Annotated in this window: 21 protein-coding genes; 18 read left to right on the forward strand and 3 right to left on the reverse strand. The window is 38.9% G+C overall.

The genetic code is table 11. From position 1 onward, the window contains the following. The first annotated feature begins 64 nt into the window (after positions 1-64). Positions 65-694, forward strand: coding sequence for an aminoacyl-tRNA hydrolase (gene pth, locus LV716_RS05585; protein ID WP_163416770.1), 630 nt, complete (start codon positions 65-67; stop codon positions 692-694). Here the strand turns inward: pth and LV716_RS05590 are convergent, their stop codons facing one another. Together LV716_RS05590 and LV716_RS05595 are read right to left on the reverse strand one after the other, a co-directional pair. After that, positions 695-1,378, reverse strand: coding sequence for a hypothetical protein (locus LV716_RS05590; protein WP_163416771.1), 684 nt, complete (start codon positions 1,376-1,378; stop codon positions 695-697). Next, positions 1,375-5,175, reverse strand: coding sequence for a reprolysin-like metallopeptidase (locus tag LV716_RS05595; protein WP_163416772.1), 3,801 nt, complete (start codon positions 5,173-5,175; stop codon positions 1,375-1,377). The genes LV716_RS05590 and LV716_RS05595 overlap by 4 nt, the downstream gene beginning before the upstream one ends. A 52-nt stretch (positions 5,176-5,227) precedes the next feature. Here LV716_RS05595 and LV716_RS05600 point away from each other — a divergent pair, with 52 nt between their 5' ends. The 17 genes from LV716_RS05600 to LV716_RS05680 all read left to right on the forward strand — a co-directional run bounded on the left by LV716_RS05600 (position 5,228) and on the right by LV716_RS05680 (position 18,694). After that, positions 5,228-6,157: a bifunctional riboflavin kinase/FAD synthetase gene (locus LV716_RS05600; protein ID WP_233759239.1), complete on the forward strand. Its 930-nt coding sequence runs from the start codon at positions 5,228-5,230 to the stop codon at positions 6,155-6,157. Between the two features lies 1 nt (position 6,158). Continuing rightward, positions 6,159-7,478, forward strand: a complete 1,320-nt coding sequence (locus LV716_RS05605) for an HTTM domain-containing protein (protein WP_163416774.1) — start codon at positions 6,159-6,161, stop codon at positions 7,476-7,478. A 49-nt stretch (positions 7,479-7,527) separates the two neighbouring features. Then, positions 7,528-8,799, forward strand: coding sequence for a serine--tRNA ligase (gene serS / locus LV716_RS05610; RefSeq protein ID WP_163416775.1), 1,272 nt, complete (start codon positions 7,528-7,530; stop codon positions 8,797-8,799). A 110-nt stretch (positions 8,800-8,909) separates the two neighbouring features. Continuing rightward, positions 8,910-10,664 carry a tetratricopeptide repeat protein gene (locus LV716_RS05615; protein ID WP_163416776.1) on the forward strand — a complete coding sequence of 585 codons (1,755 nt, stop codon included), beginning with the start codon at positions 8,910-8,912 and terminating at the stop codon, positions 10,662-10,664. Between the two features lie 33 nt (positions 10,665-10,697). Further along, a complete protein-coding gene (locus LV716_RS05620; RefSeq protein ID WP_163416777.1) occupies positions 10,698-11,015 on the forward strand; it encodes a DUF4286 family protein in 318 nt (105 codons plus the stop codon). 119 nt (positions 11,016-11,134) lie between these two features. Next, positions 11,135-12,007, forward strand: coding sequence for a 16S rRNA (adenine(1518)-N(6)/adenine(1519)-N(6))-dimethyltransferase RsmA (gene rsmA / locus LV716_RS05625; RefSeq protein ID WP_233759240.1), 873 nt, complete (start codon positions 11,135-11,137; stop codon positions 12,005-12,007). Then, positions 11,994-13,346, forward strand: coding sequence for a magnesium transporter (mgtE, locus tag LV716_RS05630; RefSeq protein WP_163416779.1), 1,353 nt, complete (start codon positions 11,994-11,996; stop codon positions 13,344-13,346). Before rsmA ends, mgtE begins: the two co-directional genes overlap by 14 nt. A 12-nt stretch (positions 13,347-13,358) precedes the next feature. Next, positions 13,359-13,724, forward strand: coding sequence for a cupin domain-containing protein (locus tag LV716_RS05635; RefSeq protein ID WP_163416780.1), 366 nt, complete (start codon positions 13,359-13,361; stop codon positions 13,722-13,724). A gap of 20 nt (positions 13,725-13,744) precedes the next feature. Then, complete coding sequence (locus tag LV716_RS05640) at positions 13,745-14,677, forward strand: 2-hydroxyacid dehydrogenase (RefSeq protein WP_163416781.1); 933 nt, start codon at positions 13,745-13,747, stop codon at positions 14,675-14,677. A 9-nt stretch (positions 14,678-14,686) separates the two neighbouring features. Next, positions 14,687-15,103 (forward strand): response regulator transcription factor, encoded by a 417-nt coding sequence (locus LV716_RS18500; protein WP_163416782.1) that lies wholly within the window; start codon positions 14,687-14,689, stop codon positions 15,101-15,103. Between the two features lie 100 nt (positions 15,104-15,203). Beyond that, entirely contained in the window at positions 15,204-15,710 is a 507-nt protein-coding gene (locus LV716_RS05650) for a DUF4199 domain-containing protein (protein ID WP_163416783.1), read from the forward strand. A gap of 7 nt (positions 15,711-15,717) precedes the next feature. After that, a complete protein-coding gene (locus LV716_RS05655) occupies positions 15,718-16,173 on the forward strand; it encodes a DUF1801 domain-containing protein (RefSeq protein WP_163416784.1) in 456 nt (151 codons plus the stop codon). A gap of 243 nt (positions 16,174-16,416) precedes the next feature. Next, positions 16,417-16,833, forward strand: coding sequence for a YtxH domain-containing protein (locus tag LV716_RS05660; RefSeq protein WP_163416785.1), 417 nt, complete (start codon positions 16,417-16,419; stop codon positions 16,831-16,833). 96 nt (positions 16,834-16,929) lie between these two features. Next, on the forward strand, positions 16,930-17,253 hold the full coding sequence (locus tag LV716_RS05665) for a helix-turn-helix transcriptional regulator (protein ID WP_163416786.1): 324 nt from the start codon (positions 16,930-16,932) through the stop codon (positions 17,251-17,253). 2 nt (positions 17,254-17,255) lie between these two features. Next, positions 17,256-17,753: a DUF6428 family protein gene (locus LV716_RS05670; protein WP_163416787.1), complete on the forward strand. Its 498-nt coding sequence runs from the start codon at positions 17,256-17,258 to the stop codon at positions 17,751-17,753. Positions 17,754-17,777: 24 nt separating this feature from the next. Then, the gene (locus LV716_RS05675) at positions 17,778-18,254 is read left to right on the forward strand and encodes a GNAT family N-acetyltransferase (protein ID WP_233759241.1); all 477 of its coding nucleotides are present in this window, start codon (positions 17,778-17,780) and stop codon (positions 18,252-18,254) included. Between the two features lie 17 nt (positions 18,255-18,271). Next, on the forward strand, positions 18,272-18,694 hold the full coding sequence (locus LV716_RS05680; protein ID WP_163416789.1) for an arsenate reductase ArsC: 423 nt from the start codon (positions 18,272-18,274) through the stop codon (positions 18,692-18,694). A 17-nt stretch (positions 18,695-18,711) separates the two neighbouring features. Here LV716_RS05680 and LV716_RS05685 read toward each other — a convergent pair whose 3' ends face one another. Then, positions 18,712-20,532 carry a lysophospholipid acyltransferase family protein gene (locus LV716_RS05685; protein ID WP_163416790.1) on the reverse strand — a complete coding sequence of 607 codons (1,821 nt, stop codon included), beginning with the start codon at positions 20,530-20,532 and terminating at the stop codon, positions 18,712-18,714. Positions 20,533-20,607: the final 75 nt, after the last annotated feature.

A 20,607-nucleotide genomic window follows, 5' to 3' on the forward strand; every position in this document is an offset into this window, starting at 1 on the left:
AAATTTTGCACTTCCGTGGAACTTTGGGATGCTTTTGTATTTTTGAGAAAATGGAAACCCTTACATGTTCAGATTCTTTAAAGCTCTTTTTGGCACAACCGAACAAATACTCCAAGAAACCGATATTATGAAAAAATTCCTTATCGTTGGCCTTGGAAACATTGGACCCAAATATGAAAAGACCCGACACAACATTGGTTTTAAAGTATTGGATTTTCTAGCAGAGCAAGAAAGTTTTGTCTTTGAAAACCAAAAACTGGGAAGTGTAGGGACGTTTAAGCATAAAGGTAAAAGTGTTTTGTGCTTAAAACCTTCAACCTATATGAACCTGAGTGGAAAGGCAGTAAAATATTGGATGGACAAGGAAAAAATAGCCTTGGAAAACATTCTTATTGTTACCGATGATATCAATCTTCCATTTGGTTCAATTAGATTAAAGACAAAAGGGAGTGATGGGGGACACAATGGCTTAAAGGATATTCAAAACACTTTGCAAACTTCAAAATACAACCGTTTTAGATTTGGAGTTGGCTCCGATTTTGGCAAGGGCAGACAGGTAGATTATGTTTTGGGCGAATGGAATGTCGAAGAAACAAATTCATTAAAGGAACGATTGCCTAAATCAGCTGATTTAATACGTTCTTTTGTTTTTTCCGGTATTAATAATACCATGAACCAATTTAATGGTACCTGATCAAAACACCTTAAATTCAAAAATTCCAGAGTCCGAGGTATTACCTTCAGAATCCGTAGTGACCACTCTCCAAAAGTAGACGGTATTGGACTCTACACTGGTATCGAGCTCCATTATATTTGCTGCTGTAGTTCCTAATATAGCAGTAGGTGGGTTTTCTTCGGAAAAGAAAATTTGAAAAGAAACTATGTCATTATCTACATCTGCACCACGCCATGTTAAGGTAACTTCGTTAGAAAGATTTTTTACGGCAGTTGAACCAGAGACCGGGCTGACCAATTGGGCCGGAAATGGCGCATAGGTCGTTTGCGAACCTGCATTATAAAACAACCATGTTTCACTGGTAGTTTCATCCGATCTAGAATTAACGGAGGTTACAGACCATGAGAAAGGCGTGCCTTTCGCAATGGAAAGACTTGCCGATGTAGCAGCGGTAGTTATCTCCTGGGGAATATTGGATTCAAGATTTACTACATTCAACCTATAAGTATCCGTATTTTTTGAAGCTTGCCACTCAAAAGTTACTTGACTCAAAGCTTCATTGACACTAACCCCAGTAGTACATTCCGAATTTTCTTCAGGAAATATCAGGTTTGCACCTTCGGGAATTGATGGGCCGTCATCATTGCCCCCACATGAAGAAACTAAAACAAGAACCATCACACTTAGAAAAATCTGTTTCATTCCTTAATTAATTTAATTGTTTCCCGAATCCCCGATCCAGCTATACTCAAATAATAAACTCCAGTGGACAAGGTCGAAAAATCCATCTCTACTTCATTTCCTTCAACTCTTTTTTTATCACGCAGCACTAACCGACCATTATCTGAAAAAACCTGAATATCAATCTCCCCCGTTAGGTCATTTAGAAATACTTTGGTAAGCTCATCCACTGGGTTGGGATAAACAACAGGCTTTGATGAAAAGAAAAAAGTATTCTCATAACTTCCTTGACAAGGCAGATTACTAAAGACCCTCAATGTATTCAGTCCATTTTTTAAGTTCAATTGAACTTGTGTATTCCCAGTTTGCGTTACCACGCCGTTCAGTTCAATATTATAAAGACTTGCGCCATTTAAGGAAAGCGCAAGCAACCCAGAATCTGCAATTGCAGACACGCTCAAAAGCTCTGGCTCTGAAACGATGACATCAAAGCAAGTTTCATCATACGTGATAGAACCATCCGTTGCAGTTATGCATAAAGAATAATTCCCAGCAGTTAAGTTTTCAAAAACATGTTCATTCGTAAAGTCAATTGTAGTTGTGTTGCCGCCGCCATTTAATATGGCAGAATAGGTCAAAGAGGTATTTGAAGCTGATAATATTATTGAGCCATCATTGTTGCTTCTACAGGCTTCGCTTTGTATTTGGACGGTATAATTGTCTGCGGGCAATCTATTTATTGGACAACCCGTAGCATCAACTTCAACGCCAGCTGGTGTACCCAAACATAAATCATCACCGTCATCAAAAACACCATCTTCATCCTCATCTGGTCTAAATTGACCTTCGGCACAAACTTCCATAGAAAAAGATGTTAATGTACCTCCGTCACCATCAGCCAGGTCTTTAATTTCCAAAACCCATTCTCCTAAAACAGATTCTCCGTTGAAAGCTGACAAAGACCCTGATGGATTTACAGTTCCTGAAATTGCAGGGTTTCCAGAGCAAACGATGCTAGCTCCATCATCATCAAAGGTTGCACTAACATTATTTAAATTTCCGCATACGTTAGAAATCAATGCCACTCGTGTACCTGCTGGTGAAATAAGCGTTATAATCAAATCTTCTAAAAAAGTATGCGATAGTTCCAGATTAATATTAACATCGGTAATGGTCAAATCTTCGACAAATTGAAGCGAAGTCGTTTCAGTTGGGGTGCCTACTGCAGCTATTGTCAATGGTAGGCTTCTAGATGAAAGGTTTTTACAATCGATTGTAGTAGTTGTAAAACTAAATGGAGTTCCAAAAGTTCCTACACCGCAATCATTTCTTGGTCTTACCCTCCAAAAATAAGATGTTCCCGGGTCTAGACTTGCTGATTGAAAGAAGTTGAAAGGCACTGTTTCAGCAGTAATAATATTGGCAAATCCAACATCGGTAGCGATTTCAATATCATATTCTTTATAAAGCTCGTTCTCCTCCCATTCCAATCTTGGACCAACAGATGTACCAACTTCAGCATCCGTAGGAGCTAGTAGAATTATATCAGGAAAGTTTGTATCACCAACGGCAAGCGAAAGCGGTATGTTTTGAACCTCCGAAGCAGCAGTAGAAGTGATTGTAATAGGATATGCCGCAGGAGCAACATTGTTGGTGTTGGATATGGTCAATTGTACATTGGTATTATCGGCGGAAGCCTGAGGGGGAACAAAGGAAGCCGTTAATCCAGGAGGTAAATCCGCAGAAAATGTAGAGGTTTCGCTAAATCCTGAAAACGTTTGATACGTAAACGGAATAACAATGTCATTTGGCTGGCAACCATCAAATGATAGATTTTGAAAGTCTAGTACCACATTGGATGTTTCAATAGAAAAGTTTGATGAATTGACTGCAAAGAAGACATTCTCACTAGCCTTTACCATAATACGTGCCGTAGTAGTAGTATTCCCAGGAATGAGAACATCCGCACTACCATCATTCAGTTCATCTTCTACAAGAGTAATTGGAAAGCTACTACCTCCGTCTACGGACAGCAAAACATCAACTGTTTGGGCATCAATTGGCGAGCTATTCGTGTTAGCTACATCCCAAGTCACCTCCTGAATGGAGCCTGCTTTATAAACTTCGTTCGAAGTCTGTGAAGTGACCACAAAGGGTCCTGCAGAATTTATCACTTGAACATCGAGCAAATCCGAAACCACTTGCCCACCACCTGATGCATTGTCCCTAGCCGTAAAAGCAAAGCTTAGGGTTCGCTCTACTGTAGATACTGTTTCCCAAGCACTATTTAAAGTAGGATTCGTTTGGGTCAGATTTCCCTGCACTACGCTTGACAATCTTGGAAAATAGCGTGATGGATCTGTAGTTGGGGGGAGAGATCTAAAATTTGCTCCGCTCGGATTTTCAGGTCCAAAATTGCCGACTGTAACGATTCCATTGTTTATTTGCTCCCAAGTATAGGTCAAGACATCACTCACATCGCTATCCGTAGCCGTACCTTCCAGAACAAAAGCAGTTCCCTTTGGAATAGCATAATCTCCCATTGGAGTTAAAACGGGTGGAGCATTGCTTAAATTAACAGTTTGTCCACAAGAAACTGTCTGCAAATATTCAGAAATCTGAAAAATACTGTTATAATGAAAATAATCATCTCCGTTGGGAGCCACATTGTTTACCCCTGCAATTCCTGCATACCCCATAATCGTCGTTCCGCTTCCTGGTTCCGCCTGTACCCCTGTTCCTTCTCCTTGAAAAGACCAAGTATGATTGGCTCCAAATTGGTGCCCTAACTCATGGGAAACAAAGTCCAAATCAAACACATCGCCTTGTGGAATGGAGGTAGCCGAAAAAGCACTTCCTTTTATACCATTCCTACAAACTGTTCCGATATCCCCAGCATTACCACTGTTCTGAGAACTCAAATCAACTTTATAAAAAAGATGGCCAACATCATAATTCGCCTCCCCTATAGTTTCGGTTATCGTGTTCTGTACTTCCCCATTTAAGACAGTATTAGGTGCTTGGCCATTTAAAAATGAACTGTAGGGGTCATTAGCCGCATCGGTAAAAATGATGAGGTCATTGTTAGGCACTAGTTCCAAAGTAACGCCCAAATCTGTTTCAAAAACTTCGTTTATACGGGTTAAGGTAGCATTGATCGCAGCAAGGGCACCAGCTACCGTACCGCCATGAAAATCCGTGTATTCTCCAGACGCTGAAACGGCAATTCTAAACCTTCTTAGCTCTTGGTCGGCCACTAATGGGCTGATTGTCTTACCGACAAGTGAACTTGACTTTTCGGTATTACAAACAAAACCGTCCTTACCGGCAGCACTTTCGCCTTTTTTATAGACAACGTACATGTCGCTTTTATTGGACAGTTGCTCCATGAATACAGTCTCATGAGTGTCCACATCAACAATCATGCTTTGCAATCCTTTGGGTGAACTGCTTAGCCTCACCCTGTGTTTTCCATCTAAACTTAAACCTGAAAACGATTTTATATTCGGATATTTTTTTGCCAGATCTGGATGAAAGACTGAAGTTTCCCTTAAAGCAAAAGACACTATTTCTCCATCATAGTTTGGAAGGTCAATAACCTGACTTTGGTTTTTAAAGGCAGGAACAGATTTGATTTTTTGAGAAAAACTCTGGGTATCTAGTGTAAATACAGCTTCGGCTTTTCCTATACTTTGAATTGAAGGACTTTTGAAACTGGATTCTGCCGTTACGGATTTCCAGTAACCTTGTTGTGCGTAAGTGTAAAAGCAGGTAAAAAATATGGTTATTGCGAAAACAAGATGTAATTTAGCTTTCATAGATAAGGGCATAGTCAATTTCAAAAATAGCCTTTTTTATTTTCTTGGTTTAGTGGAAACATTTAAGGGTATCTCTCACTTTATAGACAATACATTTCAAACAGCTGTGACCATTGGCACTTTTGATGGAGTACACCTTGGTCATAGCAAGATATTGGAACGCCTCATAAATAATGCCAAAACTTCTGGTCTAAAAGCCACAGTACTTACATTTTTTCCGCATCCCAGAATGGTTTTACAAAAAGATACGGACATCAAGTTATTGAATACACTGGATGAAAAAATGGAAAAAATGGAAAGTCTAGGTCTTGATTACCTAATAGTACATCCATTCACCAAAGACTTTTCCAGGCTTTCCGCTACGGAATTCGTGCGGGATGTTTTGGTCAACCAGCTAAAAACAAAAAAAATCATTATTGGGTATGACCATAGGTTTGGCAGAAATCGTAATGCCAACATTCAAGATTTAATGACCTTTGGAAACACATTGGATTTTGAAGTGGAGGAAATCCCCGCACAGGAAATCGATGATGTCTCCGTTAGTTCAACAAAAATCAGGAATGCACTTTTGGAGGGTGATATAGAAACGGCAAATAGTTATCTAAATTACCCTTACATGTTAACGGGTACCATAAAAAAAGGAAAAGGACTGGGAAAGCAATTTGGTTTTCCGACCGCTAACCTTCATATACCTGAAGCCTATAAGCTTATTCCAAAAAATGGTGTCTACGTTGCAAAGAGCACGTTAAATAACAAAGAATACTTTGGGATGATGAACATTGGGTTCAACCCGACCGTATCAGGTACAGAAAAGAGTATCGAAATCAATTTTTTTGATTTTGAGGGAAGCCTTTACGATACAAAGATTCAAGTCAACATTCTACATCGCATTAGGGATGAGCATAAATTCGATTCCGTTGAGGAACTAAGAAAACAACTTAAGAGGGACAGAGAAACTTCGTTAACCTTAATTTCCAAGTAAAGTGCTCAATCAATTTCTTTTTAAAAAAATCGACAATGCCCAACTTGTTATATTCAGGGTTTTTTATGGATTATTGGTAAGTGCGGAATGCTACGGTGCCATTATCACAGGTTGGGTAAGAAGAACCATGGTAGAGCCCAAATTTACTTTTTCATTTATTGGGTTTGAATGGCTACAACCTTTACCGGGAAATTGGATGTATATCTATTTTGCAGCGATGGGCACTTTGGGATTGTTGATTGCCTTAGGCTACAAATACCGTTTTAGTGCCTTTGCTTTTGCCGTACTATGGACAGGTGTTTATCTCATGCAAAAAACATCGTACAACAATCATTACTATTTGCTCATGCTCTTAGGCTTTATCATGGCCTTTCTTCCTGCCAACCGTGACTTTTCAATCGATGCCAAACAAGACCCGGAATTCAAGTCACCGGTCATGTACAATTGGATTCGATGGATGATTATTTTGCAGTTGTTCATCGTATACACCTACGCATCTATTGCAAAGCTATATGGGGATTGGTTGGATTTCAGCATTATTGAAATCTTAATGAAATCCAAGCAAAACTATTATTTGATCGGAGATTTGTTACAAGAAAAGTGGATCCACAAAATAATAGCTGCTTTTGGAATTTTGTTCGACTTGCTTATTGTTCCTGCACTACTCTGGAAACCCACTCGAAAGATTGCCTTTATATTTTCAATATTTTTTCACCTGTTCAATAGCATCGTTTTTCAAATAGGCATCTTCCCCTATTTGTCATTGGCTTTCAATCTGTTCTTTTTCCCTCCTCAGACCATTAGAAATATATTTTTAAAGCAGAAAACAATTGTTATTGATAAAACATTGGTTGTTCCAAAAAGGGGAAAATTGATCTTGGCATGTTTGGGCATCTATTTCTTTATACAGTTGTTACTTCCGTTAAGGCACCACACTATTCCTGATGATGTACTCTGGACCGAGGAAGGCCACCGACTCAGCTGGCGTATGATGTTGCGTAGTCGTTCCGGCACGGCAAGGTTTAAAGTAGTCAATAAAGAGACAGGCAAAGAAACCTATATAAAACAAGATGACCATCTCACCAAAAAACAGAAAAGAAAAGTAGCCTGTTATCCAGATTTTTCGTGGCAATTTGCCCAATACCTAAAAAAGGAATATGCTGAAAAAGGTGAGGACATTCAGGTATTTCTCTTGGGCAAGGTCAAAGTAAACAATGGAAAGTACCAAGAACTTATAGACCCAAAAGTAGATTTGACCAGCGTACCATGGAAGCATTTATCGCACAATGAATGGATACTACCCTCACAAAAGGAAGAATAATTGGTCAACTTGCATAGATTGACTTAAATTTGCCGCTCAAAACAAGGCGATGCTTCAATTACACAAAATTAGAGAGGACAAAGACACTATAATCAACGCTTTAAAAAAGCGAAATATTGATGCAGAACCCGTATTGTCGGCCATTATCGATTTAGACGAAAAAAGACGTGCCATCCAGACCGAATTGGACAATACGTTGGCAAAATCCAATAAACTTTCAAAAGAAATCGGAATGCTTTTCAAATCAGGAAAGGCAAAAGAAGCCACTGCGTTGAAAGAACAAACTACCGATTTTAAGGAAGCTTCAAAACAATTGGGAGAAGAACTTACTGCGACTTCTTCTGAGTTACAGGAATTACTGTATCAAATTCCCAACGTACCGCATGATTCTGTTCCAGCAGGAAATTCTGATGAGGATAACGAAGAAATTTTTAAAGAGGGAGAGATTCCTAAACTAGGGGAAGGTGCCTTACCGCATTGGGAATTGGCTAAGAAATACGACATCATCGACTTTGAACTTGGTGTAAAGGTCACCGGAGCCGGGTTTCCAATATATAAAGGAAAAGGTGCCCGTTTACAACGTGCGCTCATTGCCTATTTTTTAGATAAAAATACGGAGGCAGGATATACCGAACTTCAATTACCACTTGTGGTCAATGAAGCTTCGGGTTATGGAACAGGACAGTTGCCCGACAAAGAAGGACAGATGTACCATGTACAGAATGATGACCTTTATCTGATTCCAACAGCAGAGGTACCCATTACGAACATTCATAGGGATGATATTGTTCCCCAAGAAAACTTTCCTATAAAGTATACCGGATATACGCCTTGTTTTAGAAGAGAAGCTGGGAGTTACGGAGCACATGTACGCGGACTTAACAGGCTACATCAATTTGATAAGGTAGAATTGGTGAGAATTGAAAAGCCTAATCATTCGTACCAAGCATTGGATGAGATGACAGAGCACGTCAAGGATATCCTTAGGGAACTCAAATTGCCTTACCGTATTCTTCGTCTTTGCGGAGGTGATTTAGGCTTTACAGCTGCCCTAACATTTGATTTTGAGGTTTTTTCGACCGCGCAGGACCGATGGTTGGAAATAAGTTCCGTATCCAATTTTGAAACCTTTCAGGCAAATCGGTTAAAACTTCGATTTAAGGATGAAAACGGCAAAAGTCAATTGGCCCATACCTTAAACGGCAGTTCTTTGGCATTGCCACGTGTTTTGGCGGGAATCTTGGAAAACTACCAAACAAAAGACGGTATCAAAATACCTGAAGTTTTGGTTCCCTATTGTGGTTTTGATATGATCAACTAGGCCCATAAAGCATTTATTTGGATTCACTTAACAGGATTCAGTGTTTTTCTGCGTTATATTTGAAATAAAAGATTGCATTGCGATACGTCCTATTTCTTATAACATACTTCGTGCTATCAACTTCGGCATATACCCAGGAGGACTTCTTGGCCAAACAGTATTTTACCGACGGGGATTATGAGAAGGCAGTAGTTTTTTATGAAAAATTGGTCGACAAACATCCTCGCCGAACCGACTATGGAGAAGGTCTTGTAGCCTGTTACCAACAATTGGAACGCTATGAAGATGCAGAGCATTTTTTGTTGAATAAAATTGAAGATTCCAACGCCTTCCCTACGTTCTTTATAGAATTGGGCTATAATTACACGTTACAAGACCAGCCTGAAAAAGCCACGATCTATTATGAAAATGCCATCAAAAAAATAGATGAAAACCCAAATTTTGGGTATAGTGTTGGGTATCGGTTCCAAAAATATGCGCTCTTGGACCAAGCCGTAATGGCATACAATCGAGCCATGGAACTTAATCCCGACCTAAACTACGATTATCAATTGGCAAGAATTTATGGGGAGAAGGGCAACATTGAACAAATGTACCAAGCGTACTTAAATCTAATATATGAAGGAAGAACCTCTCGCTCCAATGTCCTAAGGAATATTGATGATTTTATTTCGGAAGACCCAGAGGACACCAATAATGTGCTACTAAGAAAAGTACTGCTCAAGAATGCCCAAAAAAATCCAGATACACTTTGGAACGAATTATTGAGTTGGTTATTTATCCAACAGAAGCAATATTCCAGTGCCTTGGCACAAGAAAAAGCAATCTATAAACGTACTGGTGAAGGTTCATTGGACAGGTTGGAAAATTTAGGACAGATTGCTTTAGATGACAAACAACAAGAAATTGCAGCCTCTATTTTTGAATATATTGTCGAAAACAGTAACAGCGGTCAAGTTAGATTAAACGCCCAACTGCACTTGATCGATATTGAACTTGGAGGCGAAGGCAAGAAAAAGCTTGAAACTGTAGAAAAGAAATTTCAGGCCTTGATCGAAGAATATGGAATACAAAGCCGCACCTTACAGTTACAAATAGCCTACGCAAACTTCCTTACTTTCAAAAAGGAAACCCCAGCACCGGCCATAGCGATGCTAAAGGAAAGTTTGGAACTACCTATGGGAAGAACAGCCGTGGCCTATGTAAAACTGGCATTAGGGGATATTTTAGTGTACGATCAAAAATTCAATCAGGCACTCATCTATTTCACCCAAATCCAAAAAAGCTTAAAGAACGATGTATTGGGACAGGATGCCCGTTTTAAAGTGGCACAGACCAGTTTCTATAAGGGTGATTTTGATTGGGCATTGACACAGTTAAAAGTACTTAGGGGCTCCACCTCACAATTGATTGCCAACGATGCCATGCAATTGAGTCTTTTGATATCTGATAATTCTTTGGAAGATTCTACACAAACCGCACTCAAAAAATACGCTAGGGCAGATCTTTTGGCCTATCAAAACAAAAATAAAGAAGCCATTGAAGCATTGGAAGATATTCTACAAAACCATAAGGGCGAGAAAATAGAGGATGAAGCACTATTAAGGCAGGGACAGCTTTTAGAAACCCAAAAATCTTATGAAACAGCCGAATTCAATTATAAAAAGATTGTAGAATTCTATGCGGATGGCATTTTGGCGGATGATGCACATTTTGCATTGGGAGAACTGTACAGAAATATATTGGACGAGCCCGAGAAAGCAAAAACCCATTACGAAAAGATTATTTACAACTACCAGGACAGCTACTATTTTCCCAAGGCGCGAAAAAACTTTAGGAGGCTTAGGGGAGACATCATTAACTGATTCTTGTTTACTTTTGCCAATCAAGACAAGCTGATGCTCATATATAATGTTACCATAAATATAGATGAAAGTGTTCATGACCAATGGTTGCTATGGATGCAGGAAACACATATTCCCGACATGTTGGCTACGGGAAAATTCTCCCATGCCAAAATGACCAAGGTCTTGGTCGAGGAAGAAACGGGCGGAGTCACTTATTCTATCCAATATACCACAAAGGATAGAATTACTTTAGAAGCCTATTACAAGGAAGATGCTGAACGATTACGGGCAGATGCACAAAAATATTTCCCAAATAAATTTGTTGCCTTTAGAACGGAATTGGAAGTAATAAGCCAACAAATCCCTTGATTTTTTAAGTTTTCTTTTCTGGCTGCCCTATGGTTTTCATCGATATAGAGCAGTGGAATTAGAATTTCGACAGCAAAAGCATATATCGAATTTTCATGCTACCTTGCAAAAAAACAGCTGTGTCCAAAAAGAATAAGAAAAAGTTCGGCAATGGCAGACCCAAAAAAGCCAGGAACGGGCACAAAGAAGGTGAAGTAAAAGCAAAAAAGCACTTAGGCCAACACTTTCTTAAAGATGAAAATATTGCCAAACAAATTGCCGATACCCTATCGCTCAATGGCTACACCAATGTTTTGGAAATCGGCCCGGGCATGGGCGTACTTACCAAGTATCTGTTATTAAAAGATTTGGATTTGGTCGCCATGGACCTAGATGAAGAATCCGTAGTATATCTCAATCACAGTTTTAGATTGGAGCATCCAAAAGTATTTGAGAAAAATGATCGGCTGAACATTATCGAGGCAGACTTTCTAAAATTCGATTTAAAACAACTGTACGGAAATGAACAGTTCGCCATAACTGGAAACTTTCCCTATAATATCTCTAGTCAAATCGTCTTCAAAATGTTGGAGATGCGGCAGCAAATTCCTGAATTCTCGGGAATGTTTCAAAAAGAAGTAGCGCAACGCATCTGTGAAAAACCGGGCAGTAAAACCTACGGCATCTTATCTGTGCTCGTACAAGCTTTTTATAAAGCCGAGTATTTATTCACGGTACATCCACAGGTATTTGACCCTCCTCCAAAAGTACAATCAGGTGTTTTGCGATTGACCCGAAGAGCTTCTATAAAACTAGATTGTGATGAGCACCTATTTTTTAAGGTCGTAAAACTGGCATTCAACCAACGAAGAAAGACCATTCGTAACAGTCTTAAAACCTTCAACCTATCCGATAATCTAAAAGAAGATACTATATTTGACCAACGCCCGGAACAGCTAAGTGTAGCAGATTTTATAACGTTAACACAGAAGATAGCAAATGACTCCGTTTAAACTCACAGACGAGCTTATAGCTGATATTCAATTAATGATATCAGAAAAAAGGAATACCGATCTTCAGTTGATGATGGGCGAGTTCCACTATGCGGATATCGCAGAAATTGCAGAAGAGCTTACGGTAGAGGAAGCTACCTATCTTATTAAACTTTTGGATAGTGAAAAAACCTCGGACATTCTTGCTGAAATGGATGAGGATATCCGAGAGTCTGTGCTGAACAATCTTTCGGTAAAAGAGATTGCCGGTGAGCTTGAAGAATTGGATACGGATGATGCTGCCGATATTGTTGGTGAACTTCCAAAAGAAATTGTTCAGGAGGTCATATCCGAAATTGAGGATAGGGAGCATGCCAAAGACATCGTTGACCTTTTACGCTATGATGAGGACTCAGCGGGTGGACTTATGGCAAAAGAATTGGTAAAAGTCAATGAAAATTGGAACGTGCTCACCTGTGTAAAGGAAATGAGGGCACAAGCAGAAAATGTAACCCGTGTACATTCTATCTATGTGGTCGATGACGAAGAAAAACTCAAAGGCCGACTTTCATTAAAAGATTTGCTCACGACTTCGACAAAGACACATATTAAAGACATTTATATTCCAAAGGTAGATTCTGTAGGCGTTAATGAAAAATCTGAAGAGGTTGCCAAAATAATGTCCAAATACGATTTGGAAGCCATTCCCGTTGTAGACGAGATTGGTCGCCTTGTGGGTCGTATTACCATCGATGATATTGTGGATGTTATTCGGGAAGAGGCCGATAAAGATTATCAAATGGCCGCAGGTATCTCACAAGATGTAGAAGCGGATGACAGTATTTGGGAACTGACACGTGCACGCCTGCCCTGGTTGATTTTAGGGCTTTTCGGTGGAGCGGCGGCAGCCTACATCATGGGGGGATTTGAAGAAATGTTCAGTAAATACACCGTTCTGTTTTTATTTACACCATTGATTGCCGCTATGGCAGGAAATGTAGGGGTGCAATCCAGTGCCATCATTGTCCAAGGTTTGGCAAATGACGACTTAAAGGGAAGCATAAGCAATAGATTGGTAAAGGAAATCGTATTGGCGCTTTTAAATGGAGTCATATTGGCGATAATCCTATTGATTTTTACCTGGGGATGGAAAGGCAATTTTATGACCGCACTTGCCATTTCCATTTCATTGATTGCCGTAATTGTTGTAGCTGGATTTGTAGGCACGTTCACTCCGCTATTTCTACACAAACGCGGTGTTGACCCAGCAATAGCTACAGGCCCTTTTATAACGACCAGTAACGATATTTTTGGAATCCTAATCTATTTTTTGATTGCCAAAATGATTTTAGGTATTTAAATTTTTCCACCTATGAAACCTATCAATCTTAAGCAAAAACACGCTCAATTTACGAAGCAATGGCACCCACATCAAATTGCTATTGTCGATGATATGCAAGTTATCCTAGCAAAAATAAAAGGAGAGTTTGTATGGCATTCGCACGAAAATGAAGATGAACTTTTTCAAGTATTGAAAGGTACTTTGTACATGAAGTTTCGTGATAGAACCGAAGTCGTAAAAGAAGGGGAAATTATTGTAGTCCCCAAAGGTGTGGAGCATTGCCCCTCAACAAAAGATGGGGAAGAGGTGCATCTATTACTTTTCGAAAAACAAAATACGGCCCATACCGGTGCGGTACAACATGAAATGACCCAAACCGAATATCCCAAAATTTAGGGAATTGCATATATTAGTCTATGAAAATCCTCCACCTAGATACCAACCACCCATTACTTATTGAACAATTTACAGCACTTGGCTTTGAAAACGATGAAGATTATAAGTCGTCCAAAGAGCAAATAGAGAAGAAAATCCATTTGTATGACGGAATCGTTATCAGAAGCAGGTTTACCATTGACCAACAGTTTCTAGACAAAGCAACAAACCTAAAGTTTATAGGGCGTGTTGGAGCAGGCTTGGAAAATATAGATACCCGATATGCCAAACAACAAGATATATTCTTGGCTTCGGCCCCTGAGGGAAATCGTAATGCCGTTGGCGAACACACCTTGGGCTTACTGTTATCCTTATTGAACAAAATACCCAAGGCCAATAAAGAGGTGAAAAAAGGAAAGTGGGACCGAGAAGGGAATCGCGGTACCGAGTTGGATGGTAAAACAGTTGGTATTATTGGTTATGGGAACATGGGCAAAGCTTTTGCCAAAAAGCTTCAGGGCTTTGACGTGGAAATCATATGTTTTGATATTATTGGCGGTGTCGGCGATGAAAATGCAAGACAGGTAGGCATTATGGAGCTTCAACAAAAATCCGATATCATAAGCCTACATGTACCAGAAACAGAACATAGCACTGGCATGGTCAATTCAGAATTTATAACGGCATTTCATAAACCGTTTTGGTTATTGAATACCGCAAGGGGCAAATGTGTCATCACCAAAGATTTGGTCGATGGATTAAAGTCAGGGAAAATTCTGGGTGCGGGACTGGATGTACTGGAATACGAGAAAAAATCATTCGAAAACATGTTCGTCCAAAAACCAAAGGCCTTCAAATACTTGCGGAAGGCCAAAAATGTAGTATTGACTCCCCACGTAGCCGGCTGGACTACACAGAGCAAGGAAAAATTGGCACAAACCATCGTGGACAAAATCCAAGCTAGATTTTGCTAAATTTAGCGGGTGAAAAAGACCGTATTTGTTTTTTCTGCCCTTATTGTTTCCTTGCTTATCCTGTTTCAATTAAGTAAGTATGCTTACGTTTCCAGTGACATTTCCGTTGAAATTGTTATTTCCGTTATAGCTATTGTCTTCTTTATCATCGGTCTTTATACCAAAAAGAAATCATCAGAAAACCAAAAATACTCTTCCGTTGCAATAAATCATGAAAAGGTCGAGCAGCTTGGCATTAGCAAACGGGAATATGAAGTATTGGTCCAAATTTCCAAAGGATTATCCAACAAAGAAATAGCAGATGCGCTTTTTGTCTCGGAAAGCACCATTAAAACACATGTTTCCAATTTATTGCTAAAATTGGATGCCAAACGTCGAACACAGGCAATTCAGAAGGCGAAAGACTTACAAATTTTGGCCATCTAATTTAGTTTCAAACCAAAGTACTATTGTTTTGGTACTTTAGTATGAGTGTTTCTTTCTATCATCCATCTACCTTTATACCAACCAGTTAAAACGTGTAAACATGAAAAAAACAGTATTTAAGTTTGGAATGTACGGGGCAGTTGCTATTTCCGCCCTCTTTTTGACAAGTTGGCTCGCCTTAAGCGATTTATCATTCTCCACACAAGAGGTATTGGGCTATATCTCTATTATTCTCTCGTTGTGTTTTGTCTATTTTGGCATCAAAAGTTATAGGGACACAGAAAATAATGGAAAAATTAGTTTTAAGAAAGCACTGATTATTGGAGTACTCATAAGTCTTATTGTGTCTATAATCTTTGGAATTCTCGATGTGTTTTACATTAAAGTGATCAACCCCGATTTCACAGCCGAGTATTATGAAAGCTCCATTGAAACTATGAAAGCTTCCCTTCCTAAAATGGAGTTTGAAGCAAAATTGGCTGAAATGGAGTCTCAGAAAGCATTGTTTGCGAATCCACTTTTCTCTTTTGCAATAATGGCCACGACCGTTTTTGTCATTGGATTTATAATTTCCTTAATTTCAGCATTGATACTTCAACGTAAATAACACTAGTATGACCATTGATGCTAAAACGCCCGATGAATATGTAAACAAGGTCCAAGAAGAACGTAGAGAAGCATTTTCAAGGCTAAGGGATACAATAAGAAAAAATCTTCCATTGGGATTTGAGGAGTGCATCAATTATAAAATGATCGGATATGTAGTGCCCCACTCCATATATTCAAAAGGGTATCACTGTGACCCTAAGTTACCTTTGCCATTTATCAATATAGCTTCACAAAAAAACTATGTGGCTTTGTATCATTCCGGAGTTTATGCCGATAAAGAATTGTCAGAATGGTTTGTTAAAGAGTACGGCAAGGTGTTGAAAACGAAATTGGACATGGGCAAAAGCTGTATTCGATTTAAAAAAATGGAAAGCATTCCTTTTGAGCTCATTGCCAAACTATGTCAAAAAATGACCGTAAAAGATTGGATATCGCTATATGAGAAAAATATAAAACGCTAAATGCGTATTACCTAGTCCATTTTTCAATCAGGTGCAATACAATTTATTAAGAACTTTAGAGTTTAAGACGTAGTGGAATTAGTAAAGCATTAAAACAGGTAGGTGCAATCACTGTAAACTTGGTTGTATCTTAGCCCAAAAAATAGCAAAACTTGACTTTGGGAGTATGTTGATAAAGCTTTTCTGTAGCTAATAAATATTCCTTAATTTTAACCATGTTCAACCAACAAATTTAAAATTACAATGTCCGAAGAAAACAAAGACACCAATGAAACCGAAGGAGGTTTTGAAAAAACTAAAGAAGAAGCCAAAGAAGCGGCAAAAGATTTTGAAAAGGATGTAAAAGATACTTTTGATCCAGCTAATCCAGAAAGTGGTAAAACAGTGGCATTAATTGCACACTTAACCTTTATCGGTTGGATTATTGCTATTATTATGAACAATAACAATAAAACTGAGATAGGTTCTTTTTATGTAAGACAAGTACTTGGAATTTTTCTAGTGGGACTTGTACTAGGTATAATACCGATTGTAAATCTAATTGGATGGATTTTCCCTTTTGTATTGTGGATTATGAGCCTAATTGGTGCCATAAACGGAAACCAAAAACCTGTGTTCCTTGTAGGGGAGCATTTCCAAAAATGGTTTAAAGGATTATAATAAAAAAAGCCAGAGAATTATCTTCTGGCTTTTTTATTTACTATTATTATCGTAATATTGCAATATATTTATATAACTCAAAATATATTATACTAGTTGGGAGCCTCCAAAACACATATGTTTTCGTTAACTCAAAACGAGCTGGCACAAGCAGCCAAAATCTTGGCCCATCCAGCACGCATAGCCATTTTGGAATACATAAGCAGACAGGAAAATTGCATCTGCAATGATTTGGTCGATGTTATTGGACTCGCTCAGCCAACCATATCACAGCATTTGAACGAAATAAAAAAGATTGGGCTTCTTAAAGGTACTTTTGAAGGCAAAAATCTTTGTTATTGCATCAATGAGAAACGATGGGAAGAATTACAACATTCCTTTCATACATTTTTTACCAATATTAACTATAACTGTTGTTAATTATGAACACTGCTGATTTTTTATCGTTATTAAAACAACACCAAGACAAGAGCTTACTTTTTGAATATACCAAGGGTAAATTTGTGGGTGCAAACTACCATATCACGGAAATAAAAAATATCGTGATAGACGCTGTAGATTGTGGTGCTGGAACAGACTATTGGAAAGAAACCATTGTACAACTTTGGGAAAGCCCCCAGGAAAAAGAGAAAAAAGAATTTATGTCAGCTTACAAAGCTTTGGGCATTCTCAATAAGGTAGATCGAATAAAACCTATGGTGAGGGATGCGGAAATCAAGTTTGAATATAGCAACGAAGCTTTTCACACAGCACAACTTTTTGTTGACGATTATAGCATGGACAAGAATTCATTGGTTTTAAAACTATCTGTCCAAAAAACCGATTGCAAGGCAAAAGAAACCTGTGGAATAGTCGAGACGGAAACAGAAATCATACCATCATCAAAAAACAGCTGCGCTCCGGGAAGCGGTTGCTGTTAACTTTTTACCATGCATGTTCGTGAAATGAAAAGATCCGATTGGGAAGAAGTAGCCCAAATATATGCACAAGGAATTGCTACGGGCTTCGCAACTTTTGAGCAAAAAGTTCCGGACTACCCCGTTTGGGATAGCGCACATACAGCTAAATGTCGATTGGTAGCAGTCAAAGAAAATACCATTTTGGGATGGGCAGCACTATCACAGGTATCCCATAGGTATGTTTATAGAGGTATAGGCGAGGTCAGTGTTTATATCGATTTGGAAAACCAAGGAAAGGGCATTGGCAAACAACTGATGCATCAATTGATCGATAAAAGTGAGAAAGAAGGGTTTTGGACGCTGCAATCCAGTATTTTTCCTGAAAATGAATCAAGCATAGCACTCCATAAAAAAGTTGGTTTTCGATATATCGGCAAGCGTGAGCGCGTAGGTAAAATAAATAATAATTGGAAAGACAATTTGTTGTTCGAAAGACGAAGTAAAATTATCGGAATACAGTAATCATCAAATCAAAAAAAATGAAAAACATATTGGTCCTTTGTACAGGAAACTCATGTAGAAGCCAAATGGCACATGGGTATTTGAATTATTTTCAAGACGCCTTGGCAAACGTTTACAGTGCGGGCATAGAAACACACGGATTAAATCCTGGTGCGGTCGCCATAATGAAGGAGGATGGAATAGATATTTCGTCGCATACCTCTAACCATGTGGATGAATACAATGGAATAGCATGGGACTTCATTATCACGGTTTGTGACCATGCAAAGGAAAACTGCCCTTTTATCCCCGCAGAAAATGCTGAAAGAATACATCATAACTTTTTTGATCCTTCAAAAGTGATAGGAACAGAAGGCAAAAAACATGAAGCATTTCTAAAGGCCAGAAACGAAATCAAAGAGTTTTGTCAGGACTTTATAAAAGAAGAATTGTTGAACTAGGATCTGGTAAGTCTTGTTCAGTATGTGGCAGTTGGATTATTTCCTTCTGCCATTTTTTGTTCCAATTCCGCTTGAAATTCTTCCATTACAGGCTTAACAGTGCTCTCGGGCAAATCAGCAATTTTAATATACATCAATCCATCGACCGAATTGTTGAACAACGGGTCAACATTAAAAGCAACCACTTTTGCATTTTGTTTGATATACTTTTTAATCAAAACGGGCAAACGAAGGCTTCCAGGTTCTACTTCGTTGATGAGTTTATCAAATTTGTTTAAATCAGCCTGGGTCTCATCAAAAATAAATTCTTTGTCCGCATCCTTCAATTTGACCTTAAATTCCTTTTTGGGATGAACATATTGAGCCACATATGGGTCCCAGTAGTTTGATTTCATAAACTCGATCATCAAAGATTTTGAGAAATTGGAGAACTGATTACTAATACTTACCCCGCCAATCAAATATTTATGCTCGGGATGCCGTAGGGTCGTATGCACAATACCCTTCCAAAGTAAAAATAGGGGCATTGGCTTTTGTTGATATTCTTTTACGATGTAAGCCCTCCCCATTTCAATGGACTTTTCCATCATTCCATGCAACTCTGGCTCAAAACGGAACAGGTCCTGAAGATAAAATCCATCTATTCCATACTGTTTAAAAATTTGCGAACCAAGCCCCATTCGGTATGCGCCAACTATGGCCTTGTCTTCATCGTCCCAAAGAAAAAGATGGTGGTAATAGGAATCAAAATCATCCAAATCGATAGCGTTGTTGGTCCCCTCCCCAACTTCCCTGAACGTTATTTCCCGTTGCCTTCCGATTTCATTCAAAATAAAGGGCATGTCTTTCTGTTGAGCTAAGTAAACTTCATAATTCTTGCTCTGTAACATCCTACAGCCCTTCTCACGTAGTTTTTCTATTTCTCCTTCCAAAACGGCAGCACTTACTGCAGTTGCTATCTTTTTTGGCGTCTTAGGGATTTTTAATGTAGTAGGCACTTTGTCTATTAAGCGCTCTTTTTCAAAGGCATTTGCAAGCAAGTATGTCTTTTTTCGTAACAAATCTGTAAAAGACTCCAAGGTTTCTTCTTCTTTCTGTGCACTTACGGCTATGGGCTGTCCAATCCTTACCTTGATGGGTCGCGTACTTTGGGAAGTAAGTTCCGATGGGAGTTTTGCTGTTCTGAAGACATCGTTCAGTTTGGACAATCTGTAAAAAAGTCTACTATTTCGTGCATGAAAATAAATGGGCACAACCGGTACCTCAGCTTTTCGTATCAACTTTAGTGCAGCTTCTTCCCAAGGCTTGTCAACGACCAACTTTCCATCCCTATAGGTCGATACTTCCCCGGCAGGAAAAATGCCCAGTGGGTGTCCTTCCCTTAAATGCAACAGTGCGTTCTTAAATCCCATGACACTGCTCTTTACATCCTTATGGTTTTCGAACGGATTCACTGGCATTATATAAGGTTTCAGTGGCTCAATACGGTGCAGCAAAAAATTGGCTATAATCTTAAAGTCCTCTCGCTCTTGAAGCATCAATTTTAGCAGCAGTACGCCGTCTATTCCTCCTAAAGGGTGATTGCTGATGGTAATATAGGGACCGTCTTTGGGAAGGCGCTTCAAATCCTCTTCCGGTATATCAAAATCAATTTCGTAGTGGTCCAAGATAGTATCAAGGAACGCTCTGCCAGGAAGCGATTTATTCTTATTGTAAAAGTGGTTTATAGAAGTGATTTTGGTGGCCAACATTAACAGCCAACCCACAAAGGTTCCCAAAAATCCGTATTTGTCCAGATGAATGACTTTTGCTACCTCTTTCGCAGAAACCAACCCCATATTTTATTAATTAGGTAACTGTAAAGATAGAAAAATACCCTAATTGGACTTTCTGGCAAAAAATGATTTTAGGTT

The sequence above is a fragment of the Flagellimonas sp. HMM57 genome, assembly GCF_021390175.1.
Lineage (GTDB): Bacteria > Bacteroidota > Bacteroidia > Flavobacteriales > Flavobacteriaceae > Flagellimonas.